The 23164-nt window shown below is 50.1% G+C and carries 17 protein-coding genes; 7 read left to right on the top strand and 10 right to left on the bottom strand.

The genetic code is table 11. The features are described 5' to 3' along the window. Positions 1–96: 96 nt before the first annotated feature. The 10 genes from HA49_RS07255 to HA49_RS07210 all read right to left on the bottom strand — a co-directional run bounded on the left by HA49_RS07255 (position 97) and on the right by HA49_RS07210 (position 15845). Positions 97–777 carry a hypothetical protein gene (locus HA49_RS07255; protein ID WP_038021562.1) on the bottom strand — a complete coding sequence of 227 codons (681 nt, stop codon included), beginning with the start codon at positions 775–777 and terminating at the stop codon, positions 97–99. A gap of 399 nt (positions 778–1176) precedes the next feature. After that, positions 1177–2553, bottom strand: coding sequence for a prephenate-dependent tRNA uridine(34) hydroxylase TrhP (gene trhP, locus HA49_RS07250; protein WP_038022645.1), 1377 nt, complete (start codon positions 2551–2553; stop codon positions 1177–1179). 139 nt (positions 2554–2692) lie between these two features. Further along, a complete protein-coding gene (baeR, locus tag HA49_RS07245) occupies positions 2693–3406 on the bottom strand; it encodes an envelope stress response regulator BaeR (protein ID WP_038021560.1) in 714 nt (237 codons plus the stop codon). After that, positions 3403–4797 carry an envelope stress sensor histidine kinase BaeS gene (baeS, locus tag HA49_RS07240; RefSeq protein WP_038021558.1) on the bottom strand — a complete coding sequence of 465 codons (1395 nt, stop codon included), beginning with the start codon at positions 4795–4797 and terminating at the stop codon, positions 3403–3405. Before baeS ends, baeR begins: the two co-directional genes overlap by 4 nt. Further along, positions 4794–6218, bottom strand: a complete 1425-nt coding sequence (gene mdtD, locus HA49_RS07235) for a multidrug transporter subunit MdtD (RefSeq protein WP_038021556.1) — start codon at positions 6216–6218, stop codon at positions 4794–4796. The genes baeS and mdtD overlap by 4 nt, the downstream gene beginning before the upstream one ends. Then, positions 6215–9286: a multidrug efflux RND transporter permease subunit MdtC gene (mdtC, locus tag HA49_RS07230; RefSeq protein ID WP_038021555.1), complete on the bottom strand. Its 3072-nt coding sequence runs from the start codon at positions 9284–9286 to the stop codon at positions 6215–6217. Before mdtC ends, mdtD begins: the two co-directional genes overlap by 4 nt. Next, positions 9283–12414: an MdtB/MuxB family multidrug efflux RND transporter permease subunit gene (locus tag HA49_RS07225; RefSeq protein ID WP_038021553.1), complete on the bottom strand. Its 3132-nt coding sequence runs from the start codon at positions 12412–12414 to the stop codon at positions 9283–9285. Before HA49_RS07225 ends, mdtC begins: the two co-directional genes overlap by 4 nt. Beyond that, positions 12411–13613, bottom strand: a complete 1203-nt coding sequence (locus HA49_RS07220) for an MdtA/MuxA family multidrug efflux RND transporter periplasmic adaptor subunit (protein WP_038021551.1) — start codon at positions 13611–13613, stop codon at positions 12411–12413. The genes HA49_RS07225 and HA49_RS07220 overlap by 4 nt, the downstream gene beginning before the upstream one ends. Positions 13614–13791: 178 nt before the next feature. Beyond that, positions 13792–15144: a molecular chaperone gene (gene yegD / locus HA49_RS07215; protein ID WP_038021549.1), complete on the bottom strand. Its 1353-nt coding sequence runs from the start codon at positions 15142–15144 to the stop codon at positions 13792–13794. Between the two features lie 74 nt (positions 15145–15218). Further along, complete coding sequence (locus HA49_RS07210; protein ID WP_038021547.1) at positions 15219–15845, bottom strand: phosphatase PAP2 family protein; 627 nt, start codon at positions 15843–15845, stop codon at positions 15219–15221. A 257-nt stretch (positions 15846–16102) separates the two neighbouring features. Between HA49_RS07210 and udk the strand changes: the two genes are divergently transcribed. The 7 genes from udk to HA49_RS07175 all read left to right on the top strand — a co-directional run bounded on the left by udk (position 16103) and on the right by HA49_RS07175 (position 23163). Further along, on the top strand, positions 16103–16744 hold the full coding sequence (udk, locus tag HA49_RS07205; protein WP_038021545.1) for a uridine kinase: 642 nt from the start codon (positions 16103–16105) through the stop codon (positions 16742–16744). A gap of 56 nt (positions 16745–16800) precedes the next feature. Next, positions 16801–17382: a dCTP deaminase gene (dcd, locus tag HA49_RS07200; RefSeq protein WP_038021543.1), complete on the top strand. Its 582-nt coding sequence runs from the start codon at positions 16801–16803 to the stop codon at positions 17380–17382. Positions 17383–17402: 20 nt separating this feature from the next. Further along, positions 17403–19199: an outer membrane assembly protein AsmA gene (gene asmA / locus HA49_RS07195; protein WP_038021541.1), complete on the top strand. Its 1797-nt coding sequence runs from the start codon at positions 17403–17405 to the stop codon at positions 19197–19199. A gap of 347 nt (positions 19200–19546) precedes the next feature. Continuing rightward, positions 19547–20443 carry a UTP--glucose-1-phosphate uridylyltransferase GalF gene (gene galF, locus HA49_RS07190; protein WP_038021539.1) on the top strand — a complete coding sequence of 299 codons (897 nt, stop codon included), beginning with the start codon at positions 19547–19549 and terminating at the stop codon, positions 20441–20443. 43 nt (positions 20444–20486) lie between these two features. Next, the gene (gene galE, locus HA49_RS07185) at positions 20487–21500 is read left to right on the top strand and encodes a UDP-glucose 4-epimerase GalE (RefSeq protein WP_038021537.1); all 1014 of its coding nucleotides are present in this window, start codon (positions 20487–20489) and stop codon (positions 21498–21500) included. Between the two features lie 155 nt (positions 21501–21655). Further along, complete coding sequence (locus HA49_RS07180) at positions 21656–22423, top strand: ABC transporter permease (protein WP_038021535.1); 768 nt, start codon at positions 21656–21658, stop codon at positions 22421–22423. After that, on the top strand, positions 22423–23163 hold the full coding sequence (locus tag HA49_RS07175) for an ABC transporter ATP-binding protein (protein ID WP_038021534.1): 741 nt from the start codon (positions 22423–22425) through the stop codon (positions 23161–23163). The genes HA49_RS07180 and HA49_RS07175 overlap by 1 nt, the downstream gene beginning before the upstream one ends. Position 23164: the final 1 nt, after the last annotated feature.

The raw sequence follows: 23164 nt of genomic DNA, 5'->3' as shown, positions 1-23164 counted from the left end.
CTCCGAAAGATAGTGAAAATTTATTTCTCAGCAAAGAGTCTGTCAGGGATAATTATCCTGGTGCTGAAATTCACAGTGCAGTGCGGGCTTTGCTATCTACATGGTTGACTGTTTCTGACATAGTTTTTGTTCAAGCCATGGAGAAAATTGAGCATTGAAACGTTTAGCATTTCTCAATCGGCTATCTTGCATAACAGAACCGAGAAATAAAATAAACCAACAAACGAAACTAATAAATGCTATGAAAAGCAATGGGGTATATTGGGCATCATTACTTTTGGTTGCCAGATTAAGAGCCTTCAATGAAATAGAAAGCAGTACCGCACTAAAAATTAGCATAACTACCCAAACTCTTACTATACAGCTCCAGTATTCTGACTCATTCCAACTGAATTCATCCTGGTCGATGTTCATCTGTTGTGGGCTTTTTAAAAAAGCGTTTAATTCGATGTTATTTTCAGCGACCCCTTTTTCTCTTGCGTAGTACAACACATATTGACTCCAGCGCCAAGGGATCATAATACCTATTCCCTGGAGTAAGGTATTAATAATATTTTCTGCTTGCGGGTTGGGATCACTGCTTTCCAACCGACCGATTTGATAGAATACTTCGCATTTGGTCTTACTACTTGCTGTCGCAAACTGACGTTCTCTTCGGTACCTTACTTTTGTGTAAATCCAGCTAATCACTGATCCTATGGCTGCTCCCATAGATACCAGAAGGGTTTCACCAATGGATTCCCTGATATTTTTTACCCATTGTAAAAATTCATTCATAACTAACGATCTCCAGAAGATTGATAAAAAAGTTATATAGGCCTGCTTACAAGATAATGATGTCTACCCTCAATAGCTGCTGACACTTATGCGCCAGCCAAGGAGGACTCTCCATTTTACAGTACGTTAGGAGCCAGAGGCATCTTTTGTCCGGGAAATTTTATTCTATTAAAGTGACATAAATGTGTTGTTGAATGAACGGGGTCCGGAAGGGGTGAGATGATTTATATCGAAATAGACAGAAAAACATCCAGAAAAAAGAAAAACCCGCCAGGGGGGCCAGGCGGGCTAATGAGGTGGATTCTGAGGTAATCAGAGAATCTTTATCCTTCGTTATAATGGGCTAATTATAACCACTGTCGTGACAGATAACTGTGATCAGATTCTAAATAGCAAAACTCAGGCCTGAACCACTGAAGCATGCGGGGCCTGAGTGGTGGCTCCGTCCGGCAGATTACGTAATAACAGGGCATAATCAAGGCAGATATCCGCCGGTACCCGCATCCAGACTTTGTGGCCATCTCCCGGGGCAACCTCTGTTGGCTGATTTTTGCTGTTCAGCAGCTCATTCAGTGTGAAAGTAAGATTACCTTCAGGGGTCATGATTTCCAGACTGTCATACAGCAAAAATTTGTTTTTCACCGCAACTTCCACATAGTCATCCCGCCGTTGGCCGGTAAACTCACCGACAAACTGTTGGCGGTCTGATACGGAGTAGCCTTGCTGATAATTCTGGTAGCTGTCATGCGTATGCCGGCGCAAAAAGCCTTCGGTATAACCGCGATGAGCCAGTCCTTCCAGCGTATCCAGCAGCGAGGGGTCAAAGGGTTTACCTGTGACGGCGTCGTCAATCGCTTTACGATAGACCTGTGCCGTGCGGGCACAGTAATAAAACGATTTGGTGCGCCCTTCGATTTTAAGCGAATGAACCCCCATCTGGCTCAGACGTTCCACATGAGCAACGGCACGCAGATCTTTGGAGTTCATGATGTAAGTGCCATGTTCATCTTCAAAAGCACTCATCGGCTCTTCGGGCCGCATCTTTTCGGTTATCAGGAACACTTTATCGGTGGCCGGGCCGATACCCAGAGCCGGTTCAACCTGCTGTACCGGGATGGGCTGAAATTTTTCGACAATATTGCCGATATTATCTTCTTTTCCTTCCTGAACCTGATAATCCCAGCGACAGGCGTTGGTGCAGGTGCCCTGATTAGGGTCGCGTTTATTCAGATAGCCGGAAAGCAGACAACGGCCAGAATAAGCCATGCACAATGCGCCATGGACAAAGACTTCCAGTTCCATCTCCGGCACCTGACGGCGTATCTCCTCGATTTCTTCCAGAGATAACTCGCGTGACAAAATGACGCGACTCAGTCCCATCTGCTGCCAGAATTTCACTGTGGCCCAGTTAACGGCATTTGCCTGCACCGAAAGATGAATATCCATTTCCGGGAAGGCCTCGCGGACCAGCATAATTAGCCCGGGATCAGACATAATCAAGGCATCAGGCTGCATATCCACGACCGGTTGCAGGTCACGGATAAAGGTTTTGAGTTTGGCATTGTGCGGGGCGATATTTACGACCACATAAAACTTTTTCCCCAGGGCATGAGCCTCCTCAATACCTTGTCGCAGATTCTCGTGGCTGAATTCATTATTACGCACCCGCAGACTGTAACGCGGCTGTCCGGCATAGACCGCATCGGCACCATAAGCAAAGGCATAGCGCATATTTTTCAGGGTGCCGGCAGGGGAAAGTAGTTCAGGTTTAAACATGGTCATTCTCGTTTCTGATTTCTGGTCAGGACACCCGCAGGGTGTTGTCAGCGCCGAAAAAAATCGACCCTACAAAAAGAAGGGGAATTGTAGAGGGGCAGTGCCGGGATGTAAATCATTTCAGATAGCAACGCGCCTGTCAGTGCAGCCGGCTTTTATGAGTATCCCAGCGATATCCAATCCCATAAACCGCGCGAATAAAGGTTTGTTCACTGTCCATATTTTCCAGTTTACGGCGCAGGTTTTTAATGTGGCTGTCGATAGTTCTGTCGGTCACCACCCGATAATCGTCATACAATAGATTGAGCAATTGTTCCCGGGTAAACACTTTCCCGGGCTCCTGGGACAACGTTTTCAGCAACCTGAATTCTGCCGGGGTCAGTTCCAGCGGCTGGTTATCCCAGCTCACCTGAAAACGCCCGGTATCAATGTCCAGCCCCGGAATATCTTCAGTCTGTGCCTCATCCCGCCGTACCAGACAGCGACGAAGGATAATTTTTACACGGGCGACCACCTCGCGCGGACTAAAGGGTTTACAGACGTAGTCATCGGCACCTATTTCCAGCCCAAGCAGGCGATCGATTTCTTCACTGCGGGCGGTCAGCATAATCACAGGCAAATCGGAAAACTGACGTAGTTCGCGGCAAATACTCAGACCGTCTTTACCGGGCAACATTAAATCGAGGATCATCAGGTCTGGCGGTAATTCCCTGACTTGAGGAATAACCTCGTCACCCCGAGAAACTACTCTCACCTGATAGCCGGCGGCTTCCAGATAATCTACCAGCAGTTGTGCCAGTTTTGGCTCATCTTCTACTACCATAATCCTGGCTGAAAGTTTTTCTTCGGTCATGAGTCCGGCCTGTCCGTAGTGAAAGGAAGTTTCACCTTGATAGTAACACCTCCGGCGGGGGAGTGCTGACAGCTAATTTCGCCATGATGAGCATCGGCAATAGCACGGCAAATGGCCAGACCCAGCCCGGAGCCACCACTGGCACGGTTGCGGGAGTTTTCGGCACGGTAAAATCTGTCAAAGATATGCTGCTGTTGCTCGCGGGTAAGCCCGGGGGCGCTGTCAGAGAATTCCAGGCACCAGCCATTCGCTTGTGCTGCCAGGGTCACCCTCAGCTCACCCGGAGCATGGGTATAGCGCAGACTATTTTCCATCAGATTATGGCATAACTGGTTAAGCCGGTTAATATCGCCATAAAACGGTGCCTGCGGCGGACAGTAGCAGCTCAGCGCGATCCCTGCGGCCACGAAACGTTGCTGAAATGCGGTGGTCACCTGGCTGAGCAGTTCACTTAAGTCGCAGTTCATCATCTGATAACGCAATGCTCCTGAATCTGACAGCGCCAGTTGATGCAGATCATCGACCATTTTTTTCAGGATCATCACTTCACTTTGCAACGACTGCAGAGCTTCGGGGGTAACACGTCTGACCCCGTCCTGTATTGCTTCCAGCTCGCCTTGCAGTATGGCCAAAGGGGTACGCAATTCATGGGAAATATCGGCCATAAATGCCCGGCGATTGGTTTCCGTTTTTTCCAGCGACTCTGCCAGTTGGTTAAAATCCCGGGCTAGCTGGCCAAGTTCGTCCTGGCTGGTCACTTCCACCCGAGTGGTCAGTTTTCCGGCAGCCAACTGATGCGTGCCATTCACCAGTCGTTTCACGGGTGCCAGTAAACCACGCGCCAGAAACCAGGTCACAATGGCAGCCAGCAGGGTGGTCAGTCCGACGATGATCCAACTGGCCCTTTTCTGCTGATGATCAAAATTGATATCTGTACTGCGGGTCAGCTGTTCCGGGGGAGAACCTAACACCCAGCCAACAGTTTTGCCATCGGTGGTGACAATCGGATGTTCGACGCGTTCGTACGGCAGGCTCTCCCGGGGGCCTATCAGAACCCGGTAGCGGAGATCGACTATCCAGAACGGTGTTCGCCAGCCGGGGCGTGGATAGTTAGCTTGTTGCTGATTTTGTTCCAGTGAACGTAACAGGGAGTAGATTATCCGGTTATTGTTTCTCAGGAAGGTCCAGTCACCGTGTTGCTGATACTGCTCGGCCAGCGCATCACTGAGCAGGTTCAGCCGCTGTTCATTACTCTCGCGAATATAGTCAACAAACCCGTGTTCGAAACTGATTCTGACAGCCCAGTGCATGGTGACCAGCACCAGCAGACAGGTGCCAAAGATAGTCACAAACAGTTTGCTGCCGATATTAAAGGTCCAGCGGCTTTTCATCGGCGATGACCTGTTTTCTTTAACAGACTATTGCGGCTGAGATCCTCCGGGATAAACCAAAACACGCCGATCGGCAGCCAGAGGAAAATACCGATAGCCAGCCAGAGATAGCTAAAGGTGTGGCTGAGTGTTTCGGTATCCATTAACTGTTGATGGCTAAATGCCCCCATAGCGAGCCCGGCCAAAGTAACCCCGGTACTCATCGCTAATTGCATCACCATCGACAACAGGCTGTTACCGGAAGAGGCCAGAGTGTCCGGCAACTCTTTCAGTGTCAGGGTATTCATGGTCGTGAAGCGGACAGAATTGACTCCGCCAAGAATAAACAGGACCAGAGGAAGAGCATAGATCAGATCGAATTTCATCAGCACTGGCAGCGTCAGAACAATCAGGCCAAGTAACAGGGTCGAACTGATCAGCGCCATCCGGTAGCCTGTCTGATTCACCAGTCTGACTACGACCCGTTTGATAAGCATACTGCCGGCAACCATTGGCAGCATCATCAGTCCTGCATGAAATGGACTAAAACCCAGCGCCAGCTGTAAAAACAGTGGCATGGTAAAGGGCAACATTCCACTGCCGGTCCTGGCAACCATACTGCCAATCAGCCCGATACGAAACACGTGATTCTTAAATAAGGCCAGGTTAAACAGGGCGTTTTCACGCCGCCTGGCATATAGGGGATACAGAGCCAGACAACCCATACCGCTGCTGAGTAGCACGGCCAGCAACAAGGTATGGCTGGATGCCCACTGACGGCTTTCCAGCGCCAGGGTAAGCGCAGCCATGGCAATAGCTAGCATCAGAAATCCCGGGAAATCAAAACGACGGCCCGGCAGACTGTAATTGGGCAGCAATTTCAGGGTAGCAATGGTACCCACAATGCCCACCGGCAGGTTGATCAGAAAGATCCAGTGCCAGCTGGCGTATTCAACCAGCAGTCCGCCAACGGTAGGGCCAGCCATCGGGCCGAGTTGTCCGGGCAGGGTAACGAAAGCCATTGCCGCCATATATTCGGAACGTGGCACAATTTTCATCACGGTCAGGCGTCCCACGGGCACCATCATGGCACCGCCAATACCCTGCAGCACCCGCGATAAAATCAGTTGTTCAAGATTGCCTGAAATTGCACAACACAAGGAACCGAGAGTGAACAGCACAATGGCGCTACAAAAGACATTTCTTACCCCGAAGCGGTCTGCCAGCCAGCCACTAAGCGGCAGCATTACGGCAACGGTCAATACATACGAGACAACGACCATATGCATATTCAGCGGGCTGTTATTCAACGCTTTGGCCATAGAGGGCAGGGCAGTGTTCACAATCGTGGTATCCAGCGACTGCATAAAAAAGCCGAAAGCGACTATCCACAATTGCCAGCGAACCGAAGTCGCTAGAGGTGCGTTGTTTTCATTGGTCATAAAACAAGGTCCTGTGGCCCGGATTTACGTTTCCTGAGTTTATCCATCATCAGGAACACGACCGGGGTGGTATACAGGGTGAGTAACTGGCTGATGATAAGGCCTCCGGCAATCGAAATGCCCAATGGTTGCCGCAGTTCGGCGCCATCCCCGTAACTCATTACCAGCGGTAATGCACCGAATAGTGCGGCCAGAGTGGTCATCAGGATAGGACGGAACCTGAGCAGACAGGCCTGATATATAGCTTCACGTGGTGTCAGCCTGGCTTCCCGCTCCGCCACCAGCGCGAAATCTACCAACATGATGGCGTTCTTTTTTACAATACCAATCAGCAGCAGAATCCCCAGCATAGCTATCAGGCTAAAAGGGGTATCGAAAATCCGTAATGCCACCAAAGCACCGACACCGGCGGGGGGCAGGGTCGAGAGAATCGTCACCGGATGGATATAACTCTCATACAGCATTCCTAATACAATATAGACCGCCGCAATGGCCCCGACAATCAGCCACAACTGGCTCGACTGTGACTGACGGAACAGTTTAGCATCTCCGGCAAATTCACCACGGACACTGGCAGGCACACCCAGACGGACCATGGTGGTTTCAATCGCCGAAGAAGCCTGTGACAAGGCGATTCCGTCCGCCAGATTAAAGGAGAGGGTCGCGGCTGCCGACAAACCCTGGTGGTTAACTGATATCGGGGTGTTAGCGGCTTCCCAGTGGGCTATTTGTGACAGAGGAATCGATTTGCCTTCATTATTGATCAGGTACATTTGTGACAGTGCCGTGGCATCACGGGTATATCGGGGATCAACTTCCATCACGACCCGATACTGATTCAGTGGCCGGTAGATAGTCGATATTTGCCGCTGGCCGAACGCATCATTCAGCAGGGCATTGGCCTGAGCTACACTGATCCCCAGTTTTGCCATCTCAGCCCGGTCATAGACCAGTTGCAGTTCACCCCCATTGTCTTCCTGATCAGAACTGACATCGGTAAGTTGCGGTAACTGGCGAAATGCTTTCAGGATAACCGGTGACCACTGGCGCAGTGCCTGCAGATCATCGGAAAGCAGGCTGAATTGATAGCTGGCATTGGATTCCCGTCCACCGGTACGGATATCCTGAACCGGGCTTAAATAAAGCCGGGCGCCGGGTTCTTTCGACAGTGCCTTACGTAACCGGTCGATGACTTGTCTGGCGCTGACATCCCGTTCAGACAGCGGCTTAAGCGAGATATACATTGAACCACTGTTAGTCCGCATTCCTCCGGTAAAGCCGGTCACATTATCGACCGCCGGATCGGCGCTGACAATCCGCATAAAATCTTCCAGCTTACCGCGCATTGCCTGAAATGAAATACTCTGATCCGCGGAGATACTGCCGGAAATCCGTCCGGTATCCTGTTCCGGCAGAAAGGTTTTAGGGATAGTGATAAACAGCAGAATATTGAGCGCCAGAGTGGCCAGCAACACGCACAGTGTCAGTTTCGGGTAGTGCAAAACGCGGTGTAGCGAGCGGGCATATCCTGCCTGCAAAAGGTCTGTGGCCCGACGAAATATACTCCGCCTTGCCGGTGCCTGGTGGCCTGTCACCCGTAATAACCTGGCGCACATCATTGGTGTCAGTGTCAGAGAGATAAATAATGAAATAATAATGGCGACCGACAGAGTCATCGCGAATTCAGAAAAGAAACGGCCGATCAGACCACCGAGCATCATCAGAGGTAAAAAAACCGCGACCAGTGACAGACTCATCGCAATCACGGTGAACCCAACTTCCCGCATACCGGTCACTGCGGCTTTAAATGGCTTCATACCGGCTTCGACATGTCGCGAAATATTTTCGAGTACCACAATAGCATCATCGACCACAAATCCGGTGGCTATCGTCAGGGCCATCAACGACAGATTGTTCAGACTAAAGCCACACAGATACATAGCGGCAAAGCTCCCTACCAGCGATACCGGAACGACTACCGCCGGGATCAGGGTGGCCCTGGCCGATCCCAGGAAAAAGAACACCACCAGAATCACCAGGGCCACAGCAATGAGCAGAGACTGTTCGACTTCACTGAGAGAAGCCCGGATCGTCGGGGACCTGTCCTGAGCGATGCTTAGCTGTATGGCTGCCGGGATCTCCTTCCTGAGTTCAGGGAGTCGCTCACGTATCCGGTCGACGGTCGAAATCACATTAGCATCAGCGGTTTTCCGGACCATCATAAGGATGGCCGGTTTACCATTACTGAGTCCGGCATTCCGGCTATCCTGAACATCATCAGTAATGGTGGCAACATCACTCAGCCTGACAACGCCACCGTCTTTTTGATGAATAATCAGGGGCCGGTAGTGGGCAGCATTATTCAGAGCATCATTGGTGGCTAGTTGCCAGCGTTGATCTCCTTCATCAATGGCCCCCAGAGGCCGTCTCTGATTAGCATTACTGATGGCGGTACGTACCTGGTCGAGTGACACCCCCTGATTAAACAGTTGCTGCGGATCAACATCGACCCGTACGGCCGGCAGCGATCCTCCGCCAATGGTGACATCACCCACCCCCTCAATCTGAGATATCGACTGTGCCAGCCGGGTGGTGGCGTAGTCATACAACTGACCCCGTGAGTAAGTCTCTGAGGTCAGTGTCAGAATCATCACCGGAGCATCTGAAGGATTCGCTTTACGGTAAGTCGGACGTGAAGGCATGCCCGTCGGGAGCAGACTTTGTGCGGCATTCAGGGCCGCCTGAACATCGCGGGCAGCACCATTGATGTCACGGTCCAGATCAAATATCAGAATGATGCGGGTATTACTCAGTGAACTGTACGATGTCATCTCACTGATACCGGCAATCCTGCCGAGCGAACGTTCCAGCGGAGTGGCAATGGACGCAGCCATGGTTTCGGCTGAAGCTCCGGGCATACTGGCAGAGATGACTATCGCCGGAAAATCGACCTGTGGCAGCGCGGCCACCGGTAATAAGCGGAAACCCAGAATACCGGCCAGCAGTATGGCAGCCGCCACCAGCAGGGTAGCGACGGGGCGATAGATGAATAATGCCAGAAACCTCACGGCAACGACTCCGGCGACGACGGATGAGTTTCGTGGGGTTTCAGCCGACGACTCAGCCTGTCAAACAGCAGATAGATGACGGGAGTGGTAAACAGGGTAAGAACCTGGCTGACGACCAGCCCCCCGGCCATGGCAACGCCCAGCGGCCGACGTAACTCAGCCCCCACACCAAAGCTTAGCATTAAAGGCAGCGCACCCAGCAGGGCAGCCATGGTGGTCATCAGTATCGGCCTGAAACGCAACAGGCAGGCCTGATAAATGGCTTCCTGTGGAGTGACTCCCTGTTCACGTTCTGCGGAAAGGGCGAAATCAATCATCATGATGGCATTTTTCTTGACGATACCAATCAGCAGGATAATGCCAATAATCGCGATGATATCCAGTTCATGGCCGGAAACCAGCAGAGCCAGTAATGCGCCGACACCGGCGGTAGGCAAGGTTGAGAGAATAGTGACCGGATGAATAAAACTTTCATAAAGAATACCCAACACAATGTACATCGCCACAATGGAGGCGATAACCAGCCAGACGGTACCCGAAAGCGCAGCCTGAAAGGCCAGGGTACTCCCCTGAAAGTGGGTCAGCATATCTGAGGGTAAATTCAGTTGGTTTTCGATCTGGGTGATAGCATTCACCGCTTCTCCGAGAGAATAGCCATCGGCGACGTCAAAGGATATTGTCGCTGCAGGAAATTGATCGAGATGGTTAATTGCCAGCAAAGCACGGCGCTGTTCTACCCGGGCGATAGAGGTTAGCGGGATCGTGCCACCATCGCTGTTGGTCAGGCGGATATTGTTGAGTGCCTGTAATCCCGGATCCATCGCCGTCTGCTGTGACAGCACCACGCGGTACTGGCTGGACTGGGTATAAATAGTGGAAATCAGTCTCTGGCCAAAAGCGTCATACAGGGCATTATCAATATCCGCCATGGTAATCCCCAGCCTGCTGGCGGTATCGCGGTCAACGCGGATAAAGGCCTCATTCCCCTGATCCTGCCAGTTGCTGCTGACTTCACGCAGTTGTGGGGCCTGTCGTAGTTTGCCCAAAAGTTTAGGTATCCACTCTGCCAGAGACTCCTGAGAAGGGGACTGCAGGGTAAACTGATAAGGCGTGCGACTGGCTTCGGTATCGATAGTCAGATCCTGTACTGCTTGCATCCATAAACTGATACCCGGCAGACCACTGACTGATTGTTGTAACCGTTGTTCAATTTGCGGAATGCGATCATTCCGTTCTGAGAGCGGTTTCAGGGTAATCTGTAATCGCGCGTTATTCAGTGACGGGTTAGTCCCGTCGATGCCGACAAAGGCGCTGACGTTGGCCACATCCGGATCTTTCTGCAGGATATCCGTCACTTCACGGGTGCGTCGGGTCATGCTGGTCCACGAGACATTTTGCGGGCCCTGAACGCTGGCCAGAATCAGCCCGTTATCCTGTTGTGGGAAAAATCCTTTCGGAATCAGTACCCAGAGTACAATGGTCAGTACCAGCGTGCCGATAGCGACGCTTAAGGTTAGCCACGGGTGATTCAGCACCCGACTGAGTAAACGACCATAACCGTCAATCACTCGCTCAAATATCCGTTCGCAGGCCAGTGAAAAACGGTTTTGCTGATGCAGCGTGCCATTTTTTAGCATGCGTGCGCACATCATCGGAGTCAGGGTCAGCGAGACCACGGCGGAAATCAGGATAGAAACTGCCAGCGTGACAGCAAACTCCCTGAATAACCGGCCAACCACATCGCCCATAAACAGCAAGGGGATTAGCACGGCAATCAGGGAAATCGTCAGCGAGATGATAGTAAAACCGATTTCACCCGCCCCCCGAAGCGCGGCCTGTAACGGGGGAACGCCTTTCTCGATATGGCGGGAGATATTTTCAATCACGACTATCGCATCATCCACCACAAAACCGGTGGCAATGGTCAGGGCCATCAGTGTCAGATTATTCACCGAGAATCCCAGCAGATACATCGCTGCAAAGGTGCCAATCAGCGAGAGCGGTACGGCCACTGCGGGAATGATGGTGGCCGGAATATTTCTCAGGAACAGATAAATAATCATGACCACCAGTGCAATCGCCAGCAGTAATTCAAACCGGGTGTCACTGACAGAGGCGCGGATGTTCATGGTCCGGTCACTGATCAGTTCCAGTTTCACTGAGGCCGGCAGGTTACTCTTCAGGGTGGGTAGCAGGGCACGAATATTATCGGCCGTGTCAATGATGTTCGCGCCAGGCTGACGCAGAACATTCAGGATAATGGCTGCCTGTCCGTTACTCCAGGCCCCCAGCCACTGGTTCTCAGCGCCCTGAGTGACAGTGGCTACATCTCCCAGCCTGACCGGAGCATTATTCCGGTAGCTGATGATTAGCTGACGGTAGTCTTCGGCGCTTTGTAGCTGATCATTAGCCGATAAAGTAATGGCCCGTTCAGGCCCGTCAAGACTGCCCTTGGCGGTGTTAACGTTACCATTATCGATAGCGGTACGAACATCCTCACTGGTAAGCCCTAATGCGGCTAATGCCTGTGCATTGAGATCCACCCGCACCGACGGCCGTTGCCCGCCAGCGAGGGTCACCAGTCCCACTCCACTGACCTGGGATATTTTCTGCGAAATCCGGGTTTCCACTAAATCCTGTACCCGGGTGAGTGGCAGACTGGAGGTGGTGACCGCCAGTGTCATAATTGGTGGGTCAGCCGGATTGACTTTGTTATAGACCGGGGGATTCGGTAAATCATCTGGCAGGTAGCTCATCGCAGCATTAATAGCCGCCTGAACCTCCTGTTCGGCAATATCCAACGGCAATGTTAGCTGAAATTGCAGAGTGACGACCGAAGCTCCGCCGGAACTGCCGGATGACATCTGTTTCAGACCCGACATTTGTCCAAACTGGCGTTCAAGTGGAGCCGTCACCGCGGATGTCATGACTTCCGGGCTGGCGCCGGGATATTGGGTCACGACCTGTATCGTGGGGTAGTCCACCTCAGGTAATGCCGATACCGGCAGAAAACGGTAGCCGAGAATCCCAGCCAGTACGATAGCCACCATCAGTAATGTGGTGGCGACTGGCCTCAGGATAAACTGGCGGGAAGGTCCGCCGGAAGAGCTGTCCGGCAGCAGGTTCATTGGTCTGTTCCTCCGGCATCACTGTCAGCTACAGCCGCAGAGCCCTGGACGATATTCACCGCGGAGCCTTCGGTTAGTCTGTCAATACCGTCGGTGATCACTCTGTCTCCGGCACTCAGCCCGGCGGTAATGACTACCTGCTGGTTCTGTTGCAGACCTACCGTCACTTGTTTTCTGCTGACAGTGTTCTGCTGACTGACTATCCAGACAAAATTGCCTTCGGTATTCATCTGCAGTGCAGAGACCGGCATCAGAAGGGCATCGGCCAGGGTACTGACCCGCAGATGGAGGTTGACGAACTGATTAGGAAACAGCCGGTCATTCTGGTTGGCAAATCTTGCCTTAATCTTCAGCGTACCCGTAGTACTGTCTATCTGATTATCCAGACTAAGTAAGCTACCCTCTGCCAGTTTATGGCTGTCACTGCGATCCCAGGCCTCCGCCAACAGTGGTTGCCCTTGCTTCATCGCGCCGACAATCTGTTCAATAGCGGCCTCTGGAACGGTAAAAATCACATCAATCGGGTGCGTCCGGGTAATAACCACAATCCCGGTGGTATCCCCGGCAGTGATGTAGTTACCCGCATCCACCTGCCTGAGCCCGACACGACCAGAGATCGGCGCGGTGATCCGGCTATAGGTCAGATTGAGCTGGGCATTATCCACGGCAGCCTGATCACTCTTTACCGTACCTTCACTTTCACGGACCAGTGCCTGCTGGTTGTCCAGATCCTGCTGAGAGACCAGTTTGGTGGTGGCAAGCTTCTGATAGCGACGCAGATCATTGCGGCTATTGTTCAGTGTGGCCTGATCTTTGGCCAGTTGCCCCTGAGCCTGTAACAGAGCAACATTGAAGGGACGCGGATCAATTTCAGCCAGTAACTGACCTGCAGTCACGGTATCACCTTCCCGGAAGTGTAACGCCATGAGTTGCCCGTCCACACGGCTGCGAACGGTGACCATGGCTGAGGCCGTCACCGTGCCCAGGGCGGTGATATATCGTGGGACTGTTTCCCGACGAACCGTGGCAATTTGTACCGGAACCGCCGGGTCATGGCTGGCAGAACTTAGTCCCGGGGCCGGACTGGCAGAAGAGGAAGTGGTGTTTTTGGCATGCCAGAAATGGATGGTGGCTAAGACCAGCACAATGACGACCAGTATTAAAAGCACCACCGTGGACACCCGAAATTTTGCTTTCATGTTCTGCTATGCTCTCCTGCATCTGAACCGAAGTTTTCTCCACACTCTGACCCAACAGTATAACTCTAAGTTCCGGCAGAAAATTGGAGGAAATATGGATATCGGCACTGGAAGGCTCTGAACGGTAGTTCAGGCAGTCAGACAGGGAGAAATCACGCCCCTTGACGGGGCGCTACGGCTAGCGAAACAGTGTTGCCGCCCAGCGGGCCAGTCCGAGGGTGACGGACCCAAAATCATCACCGCTGGCGATAGGTGTGTCGGGTAAGACTCTGGCAATCGCATCACGCAGCAATGGTGAGCGGGCACTGCCTCCGGTGAGATATATGACTTCCGGTTTGCAGTCAGCGGTGGCCATGACGGCGGTAATTTGCTGGATCATCTTGTCAAGTGGCTGGCTGATGGCTTCATTCAGTTGCCCGACGTTTAGCGTGGTTTCCAGACCCCGGTCGATATAGTGCAAGGGTATGGTGGTCAGCTCACTGTCAGACAGACGAATTTTGCTCTCTTCGGCACTGCGAACCAACTGATAGCTTTGCTTGTGGCGCCAGACATTAAACAACCGACGTACCAAATCACTTTGCTGTGCCTCTTTGACCATTTGTTGCAATAGTTTGCCGCACTCTGTGGAATAAAACTGGCTTTGGGCATTGACGTCATTTATGGCTACCGCATTCCACCAGGGCAGGGTAGGTAAACCGGTGCCTTTGAGAGTGATGCCTCCCTGGCCCAGCAATGGCATCAGCGTTTTAAATGCCAGCATAATATCCAGGTCATTTCCGCCGACCCGACAACCACTGTGACCCAGCAGGCTGTCCACTCTGTCGACCTTATCACGCCATTGCGGTCCCATCAGCAGCAGTGAGCAGTCCGTGGTCCCTCCGCCGATATCGACCACCAGTACCCGGGTTTCCTCGCTGAGTGTCGCTTCGAACTCCAGCCCTGCGGCCACGGGTTCGTATTGAAATTCAACTTCGCGAAATCCGGCACGCTGTGCAGCACGTAACAGAATATTTTGAGCCTGGTGGTTCGCTTCCTCACCGCCGGTCCCCTGGAAATTGACCGGACGGCCAATCACGGTATGAGTTATCGGGGTATTCGTCTGTTGCTCTGCCTGATGACGAATGTGCAGCATCATCGCACACACCAGATCCTCAAAAAACGCAATTTGCTGAGATTTAAGGCCAGAAGCACCCAGAAAAGACTTGGGAGATTTTACAAACCAGGTGTCTTCCGGGTCAGCAATATAGTTCTCCAGAGCCTGAAGTCCGAAACTGACGCTATCGGTAGTGACCCGAATATCTTCTTCACGATTCAGACGTAATGCATATTGCAACAATGCCGTGTTTTCCGGGGTAGGAAAACCGACCTCGTGGCAGCGGTATAGCCATTCACTGGGCACAGTACGCAGTGGTGCTGAGATCATTGAGGGGAGCAGTGGCGAGTCCTTTTCCAGCAATAACTGGCGGAAAATGCCCTTCTGTTCTGTTGCTACAGAACAGTTCGCGGTACCGTAATCAAAACCAATAAACATGGCTGTCGCCCCCTGAACACAGAAAAAAGGGGGCGACTTTACCTTGTTAAACGACAGGCGTAAACGGTCAGCGGTTAATTTGCTGAATGGAGTTTTAGCAACTCCGTGCGGGTAAAGGGTTTTTCAATTCCGGCCAGTCTGGCCGAGAGTTTAGCCAGAAACTGTTGAGTGGTGGCGGGTTGCCCCTGAAACATAATCCACACCGGCAGCACCAAGAATACGGCCAGTTGCAGCACAGAAATCGCTTTCAGTTCCGTACGACGCTGAATAAACAGATAGAGTGAACTCAGGCTCAGCCCCAGGATAGCGCCACTCACGACTTCACTCGGGGAGTGAGCATGCAATTGCAGTCGCGAGAAACCTATAGCTAACGGCAGCAAATAGCCGGTGACCATCAGCAGGCGACGCCAGAAGACCGGACGCTGTGCCGAAATCATCCACATTAATACCGGCCAGAAAGTCGAGGACATGGTGGTATGTCCGCTGAAACCAGTGAAGTTGTAAGTTCTGCTACCAATAAAAAAACCCAGGAACAAAATTTTTGAAATACTGACAATCATGCCGGCAGTGCCGAAGGTGACTAACCAGCCAAAAGCGGTTTGCCAGCGCCCGCTTTTCCAGAAAACAAACAAGGCAATCAGCACAGCGGTAGGCAGCAGCAGCATGCTGTCACCCAGGTAAGTCAAATTTTTCCAGTACATGTTTTTCCTGGTAGGGTCTGCCCGTAAAAAAGGCACAGGCCAGATGATTAATCAGTAATCAGGTTTAAGAGTGGCCGCAGAGTATATAGCGTAATAAGAAAACCGGCTATGGGGGTGAGTCTGAAGATTAGTGACGCATTTTTCTGGCATCAGGGGCACGAAGTCCCTATAATCGCCGGCGTAAACCCTCTCAATTTGCCCGTACAATCTGTTAATTTTCAGAAACTACCGGCTTCAGTTTCAGGTCTCAAAAAAGTATGACTGACACGTCCCATCAGTGCGTAATCGTGGGCATTGCCGGAGCTTCGGCATCCGGTAAAAGTTTGATTGCCAGCACTCTCTACCGTGAAATTCGTGACCAGGTGGGTGACGAGCATATCGGTGTTATCCCGGAAGATTGTTATTACCGGGATCAAAGCCACCTCACTATGGAAGAGAGGATTAAAACCAATTATGACCATCCAAATGCGATGGACCATGATTTGTTACTGACACATTTGCAGGCAATTAAAGCCGGGCATGCGATAGACCTCCCGGTTTACAGCTATTCTGAACACACACGGATGAAAGAAACGATTAAGCTGTTGCCGAAGAAAGTCATCATTCTGGAAGGGATCCTGCTGCTGACGGATGCCCGGTTGCGTGAAGAAATGAATTTCTCCATTTTTGTGGATACGCCGCTGGATATTTGTCTGATGCGCAGAATGAAGCGGGATGTGAATGAACGCGGCAGGTCAATGGATTCGGTAATGACTCAGTATCAAAAAACCGTCCGGCCTATGTTCCTGCAATTTATTGAACCTTCGAAACAGTATGCCGACATCATTGTTCCTCGCGGTGGGAAGAACCGGATTGCTATCGATATACTTAAAGCAAAAATTAATCAGTTTTTTGAATAATGATGGCAGGGAAGAATCCTCTTCTTCCCCCTGAGCAGAGTTACGGAGAGATCAGTATGAGATTGTGTGACCGCGATATCGAAGTCTGGCTGGACACTGGCAGGCTTGAAATTTTACCCCGTCCGCCTGTAGAACGTATCAGTGGTGCTACAGTGGATGTGCGGCTGGGTAACAAATTCCGAACCTTTCGTGGGCATACGGCTGCGTTTATTGACCTTAGCGGTCCAAAAGATGAAGTCAGTGCCGCCCTTGACCGCGTGATGAGCGACGAGATAGTCCTGCCGGAAGGTGATGCATTTTTCCTTCATCCCGGGGAACTGGCTCTGGCAGTCACTCTGGAATCAGTGACGTTACCGGATGATTTGGTGGGCTGGCTGGATGGCCGTTCATCACTGGCCCGGCTTGGACTGATGGTTCACGTGACCGCGCACCGCATCGATCCTGGCTGGAAAGGGCGGATTGTGCTGGAGTTCTATAATTCAGGTAAATTGCCATTAGCGCTCCGACCGGGTATGTTGATAGGAGCATTAAGTTTCGAGCCTTTGTCCGGCCCGGCTCTGCGGCCATATAACCGCAGAGAAGATGCAAAATATCGCGATCAACAGGGTGCAGTAGCCAGCAGGATCGATAAAGACTAAAAAATCACACCGGGGATGGTATGAGAAGATTGATAACCACATTGGCGATTTTACTGGTGGTCGTTGTCGCGGGAATGACGGCACTGGTTATGCTGGTGAATCCGAACCAGTTTCGTGGATATATGGCACAGGAAGTCGCCAAACGCAGTGGTTATCAGTTAAAACTCTCCGGTGATTTACGCTGGCACGTCTGGCCACGGCTGAGTATCCTGAGCGATCAGGTTTCTCTGACCGCACCCGGCGCCACTGACCCTGCCGTTAGTGCTGAAAATATGCGGCTGGACGTTGAATTAATGCCGTTACTGTCCCACCAGCTTAAGGTGAGCCAGGTTTTACTGAAAAATGCCGTCATCCGTGATCTTCCAGCCACTACCCGCGAGCATCAACAAGGTGAGCCCGTAGCTCCGCCAGAAGGTCCTGTTTTTGGATCCTTTGGACGTGGCTGGAGTTTTAATATTGCGCGACTCAATATTGCTGACAGCCTGTTTATCTGGCAGGACGCCCATGGAAATCAGATCAACTTTCGTGATGTCAACCTGACGATTCATCAGCCACAGTACAAGCAAGGTAACTTTGAGTTCAGTGGCAGAGCTTCCCGTAATCAGCAAAATCTGGTATTGGATGTGAGGGGATCTCTGGATGCGACTCAGTATCCTCATCAACTGGGATTACAGGTTTCCCGTGCCAGCTATAAGATTTCCGGCGTTGATCTCCCTGCTGATGGAATCAACGGACAGGCTTCGTTTAATGCTGTCTGGAAGCCCTCCGGCAACCAGTTCGATGTGACCGGGTTATTACTGGAGGCTAATAACAGTGATTTTACAGGTGAACTTCACGGCCATTTACTCCCCGCACCCGCATTACAGGTGCGTCTGAACTCGAAAACTGCTGATTTCGACCAGTTACTGACCTCCGCCAGAGCCTCGGGCAGCCAGACCGGCCGGCCGGCGGTCCGAGCACCGGTTATCGCCGATACCGATAGCCAACCGTTACAGGAAGCATGGCTACGTGATGCGATGATGGACATCAACATTCATGCGGATAGTGCTGTCTGGCGTGGCTTACAGCTCAAACAGCTGCAACTAAGCGCAACCAATGCACAGGGATTAATGACCATCAATACCCTCACCGGGGAATTGGGTAATGGTCACTTCTCTCTGCCCGGACAGATCGATCTGCGTTCTGACGTAGCACAGGTTACTTTTGCTCCGGATTTACAGAATATTCAGGTACAGCCCGCGCTGGCATTCCTGCAACTTCCACAGGCACTCCGGGGTGAACTGACCATGAAAGGCCAGTTCAGCGGGCAGGGATTAAGTAACCAGGATATCCTTAACCAGTGGCATGGACAGGCAGATGTGAGTGTATCTCAACTGGATACCGCCCCGTTTAATTTACGGCAAATGGTGAGCGATGCAGTGGCCAGAACCAGCGATCGGGTGCATTCTGAAAACGTAATCAAAGCCGAAGTCCCTCCGTTAAAAGGTAATATCCGCCTTGTCCCGGGCAATCTGACCCTCTCTCAGTTGCAGGGCGAAAACAGTGATATGAAACTGACTGGCCTGGGCAATATTGATTTCGCCCACCGGACGATGGATGTGACCTTCGGACTGATGATGAAGGACTGGAAAGGTGACAATAAGCTGGTTAAGTTGCTCTCTGAGCAGGCGGTGCCGGTACGTTTTTATGGTCCGTGGAGCAAGCTACAATATTCGTTACCCGTGAGTCAGTTACTGAACGGTAATCTGCGTAATGAAATGAAAAAACGGATTAATCAGTGGGTTGACCATAACAGCAAACCTGGCAGGGAAAAATAACACAATCTCTATGAGACCAGGCCTGTGAGGCTGTTTTCAGCCCCCTTAGAGGGAATAATGTGCCTGGTGTCAATGCTGCAAATCAAATCTCAGGATTATGGCAATCACCGCAAACTTTGGTCCCTGAGGGTAAAGCTGGCATTGGCCTGTTAATCAGCGAATAATTCTGAGGTTTTCAAGACAAACATTAGCGTTGGTAAATATCGGCATAACAGACAACCACTCGTAGTGAAATCCACGCCAGCCTGAGCGCAGTCACGACGGGATTTCAGAAGATACTGATGCAGATTAACGTGTGTTATCACACATAATCGGGGCACTAATTTTTACTCAAAAATGGAATGTTTATGACCAAATTAAAAGCTGTCATTCCGGTTGCCGGATTAGGTATGCACATGTTACCGGCCACCAAAGCGATTCCGAAAGAGATGTTGCCGATAGTTGATAAGCCAATGATTCAGTATATCGTTGATGAATGTGCTACCGCCGGAATCAAAGAAATTGTGCTGGTTACCCATGCCTCGAAAAATGCGGTTGAGAACCATTTTGATACGACCTATGAACTCGAAGCATTACTGGAACAGCGTGTTAAACGTCAGTTACTCAAAGAAGTTCAGTCCATCTGTCCACCCGGTGTGACTATCATGAATGTTCGCCAGCCTCAGCCTCTGGGACTGGGGCATGCCGTCCTTTGCGCCCAGCCCATGATTGGAGATAATCCGTTTGTGGTGGTTTTACCAGATATTATTCTGGACGGTTATACGGCAGATCATTTGCGCTATAACCTGGCAGCGATGATTTCCCGTTTCGAATCTACCGGAAACAGTCAGGTTTTATGCCAGCATATGCCCGCAGAAGAACTTTCCGAATATTCGATTATTACCACCCGTGAACCACTGAATAATCCTGGTGATGTCAGCGAAATAGACTTATTCGTCGAAAAACCTGACGAGGTCCCGGAGGTTGATTCTGATCTGGCGGCCGCAGGCCGTTATGTATTGTCTGCCGGAATCTGGCAGGAACTGGAGAAGACTGAACCCGGAGCCTGGGGAAGAATTCAACTGACAGACGCGATTGCCAGTCTGAAACAGAAAGAAACGGTTGAAGCGACTCTGTTAAGCGGTGTGGATTATAACTGTGGACGCAAACTGGGGTACATGCAGGCATTTGTCAGCTACGGATTACGTAATCCTTCTCAGGGCCAGGAATTCCGTGACAGTATCAGGAAAATCATTTCTAAATAATTGAATAACCGTTATTTCAATTCATAAAAACACGGAGTCAGATATGTCAGTTTTAGTCACAGGTGGCGCAGGTTATATCGGTTCTCATACGGTGCTAGCCCTGCTGGAGCGTGGTGACGAGGTCGTAGTACTGGATAATCTTTGTAATGCTTCTGAAGAATCCCTGCGCCGTGTTGCTCAACTGGCGGGTAAAGCAGCAATTTTTGTTGAGGGAGATGTTCGCGACCGTCAGTGCCTGCAGAAATTATTTGCAGAACATTCGATCACAGAAGTGATTCATTTCGCTGCCCTGAAAGCAGTAGGCGAATCCACACGGATGCCACTTGAATATTATGATAATAATGTCTCAGGCACGGTAGTATTGCTGGAAGAGATGCGTAATGCCGGCGTCAGGAACTTTATTTTTAGTTCGTCAGCAACGGTTTATGGTGAAAATGCGCCGGTCCCTTATGTCGAAACCTCCCCGATTGGCGGTACTACCAGCCCTTACGGTACCTCGAAGGTAATGATCGAACAGGTCCTGCAGGATTTTTCTAAAGCAGACCCTGATTTTAATACCATTGCCCTGCGGTATTTCAATCCTGTCGGCGCACATCCTTCAGGGAAAATTGGCGAGGACCCGGCGGGTATCCCTAATAATCTGTTGCCTTATATCGCGCAGGTTGCTATAGGCAAATTAGAACAGTTAGGAGTGTTTGGTGATGATTACGATACGCCGGATGGAACCTGCCAGCGTGATTATATCCATGTGGTTGACCTGGCAGAAGGTCATCTGAAAGCCCTGGATCATCTGAAAAATACTCAGGGATATCGTGCTTACAACCTGGGTGCTGGTAAAGGTTATTCAGTACTGGAAATGATTAAGGCATTTGAAAAAGCCTGCGGTAAACCGGTTCCTTATGCTATAAAACCGCGTCGCAGTGGTGATTTGCCAGCCTTCTGGGCAGACCCTTCACTGGCAGAGCGTGAACTGGGTTGGAAAGTTTCCCGCGGATTGGATGAAATGATGCAGGATACCTGGAACTGGCAAAGCCAAAATCCACAGGGGTATCGTTAATGATTACTGAACGGAAAGGTTAGATCCTTTCAAAAGACGATAGGCTGAAAAGTTAGTTGATATTTTGTAGTGTTCAGGTAGCTGAAGAGCCTGGGGCGGTAGCGTGTATAAATTCTGATCATATACTGTTCCAGGCCATAATTCGGGTATGTAAAATGAAGTTTTCATTCGGTTATTTAGTTGATGTGATATCAGTACTGACTGAGAAAGAGCTTAAGGTCAGGTATAAAAGTAGTTTCCTCGGATATTTATGGTCTATTGCAAACCCATTACTCTTTGCAGTAATTTATTATTTTATTTTCAAATTGGTAATGAGGGTTCAAATACCCAACTATACGGTGTTTTTGATTACAGGATTATTTCCCTGGCAATGGTTCGCGAGCTCAGTCAGTAATTCATTATTCTCTTTCATTTCAAATGCGCAGATCATTAAAAAAACCATATTTCCACGTTCTATCATTCCTTTTTGTAATGTTTTCATGGAATTCTTGCATTTCCTTTGTACAATACCGGTAATTATTGTTTTTCTTCTCATCTATAAAATGACACCGTCATGGTCGTGGCTATGGGGAGTACCGTTGATCGGTATGGCTCAGATGATACTCACATTCGGCTTGTCTCTGGCAATCAGTTCTATGAATCTTTTTTTTAGGGATCTTGAGCGGTTTATTCCTTTAGGCATCATGTTGATGTTTTACTGCACACCTATTCTTTACTCTTCAGATTTGATTCCTGCAAAATATCAATGGATGCTAACAATAAACCCAGTGTCAGAAATTATGTTAGCCTGGCGTGATCTGTTTATGAATGGGGTTATTCACTATCATTCTATTCTAAGTATTTATATCTATTCATTTATATTTTTAGCCGTTGGCGCTTTTATTTTTAATAAGCTTAAGTACCGCTTTGCAGAGATATTATAATGACGATTGCTATTGAATTCAAAAATGTAAGCAAATCATACCCTCTTTATCATCATATCGGAAGTGGTGTGAAAGATTTGATATTTCATCCTGGTAGAGCATTATCCTTGCTAAAAGGAAGAAAATACAAAGCAATTGAAGATATAAGTTTTATTGTTAATAAAGGTGAAGCGGTTGCATTAATCGGACGCAATGGCGCGGGTAAGAGTACCTCACTCGGGTTGGTCACAGGAGTTATAAGACCTAGTTCTGGAAGTGTGACTACTCATGGGCGTATTGCTTCAATGCTTGAGCTTGGTGGAGGTTTTCATCCTGAACTCACCGGAAGAGAAAATATTATTCTTAATGCGACCTTACTTGGGCTAAGAAAAAAAAAGGCACTTGAAAAACTCGAAGATATTATTGAATTTTCTGAGCTTGGAAGTTTTATTGATGAACCCATTCGGGTCTATTCCAGTGGTATGCTCGCAAAATTAGGGTTTTCTGTGATTAGTCAGGTTGATCCTGATATTTTGATTATAGATGAAGTTTTAGCCGTCGGTGATGTTTCATTTCAGAGAAAATGTATTGAGACAATCAGAGAGTTTAAAAAACGTGGTACTACCATTCTTTTCGTTAGCCATAATATGAGCGATGTAGAGAAAATCTGCGATAAAGTTATATGGATCGAAAACCATAAGTTACAGGCTGTAGGTAAAGCCGACGTGATTATCCCACAGTATTTTAAAGCGATGTCATAAT

It is taken from the genome of Tatumella morbirosei, from assembly GCF_000757425.2.
GTDB lineage: Bacteria > Pseudomonadota > Gammaproteobacteria > Enterobacterales > Enterobacteriaceae > Tatumella > Tatumella morbirosei.
Note: the sequence above shows the minus strand (reverse complement) of the source record. Positions and strands in the feature narration are given on the sequence as shown.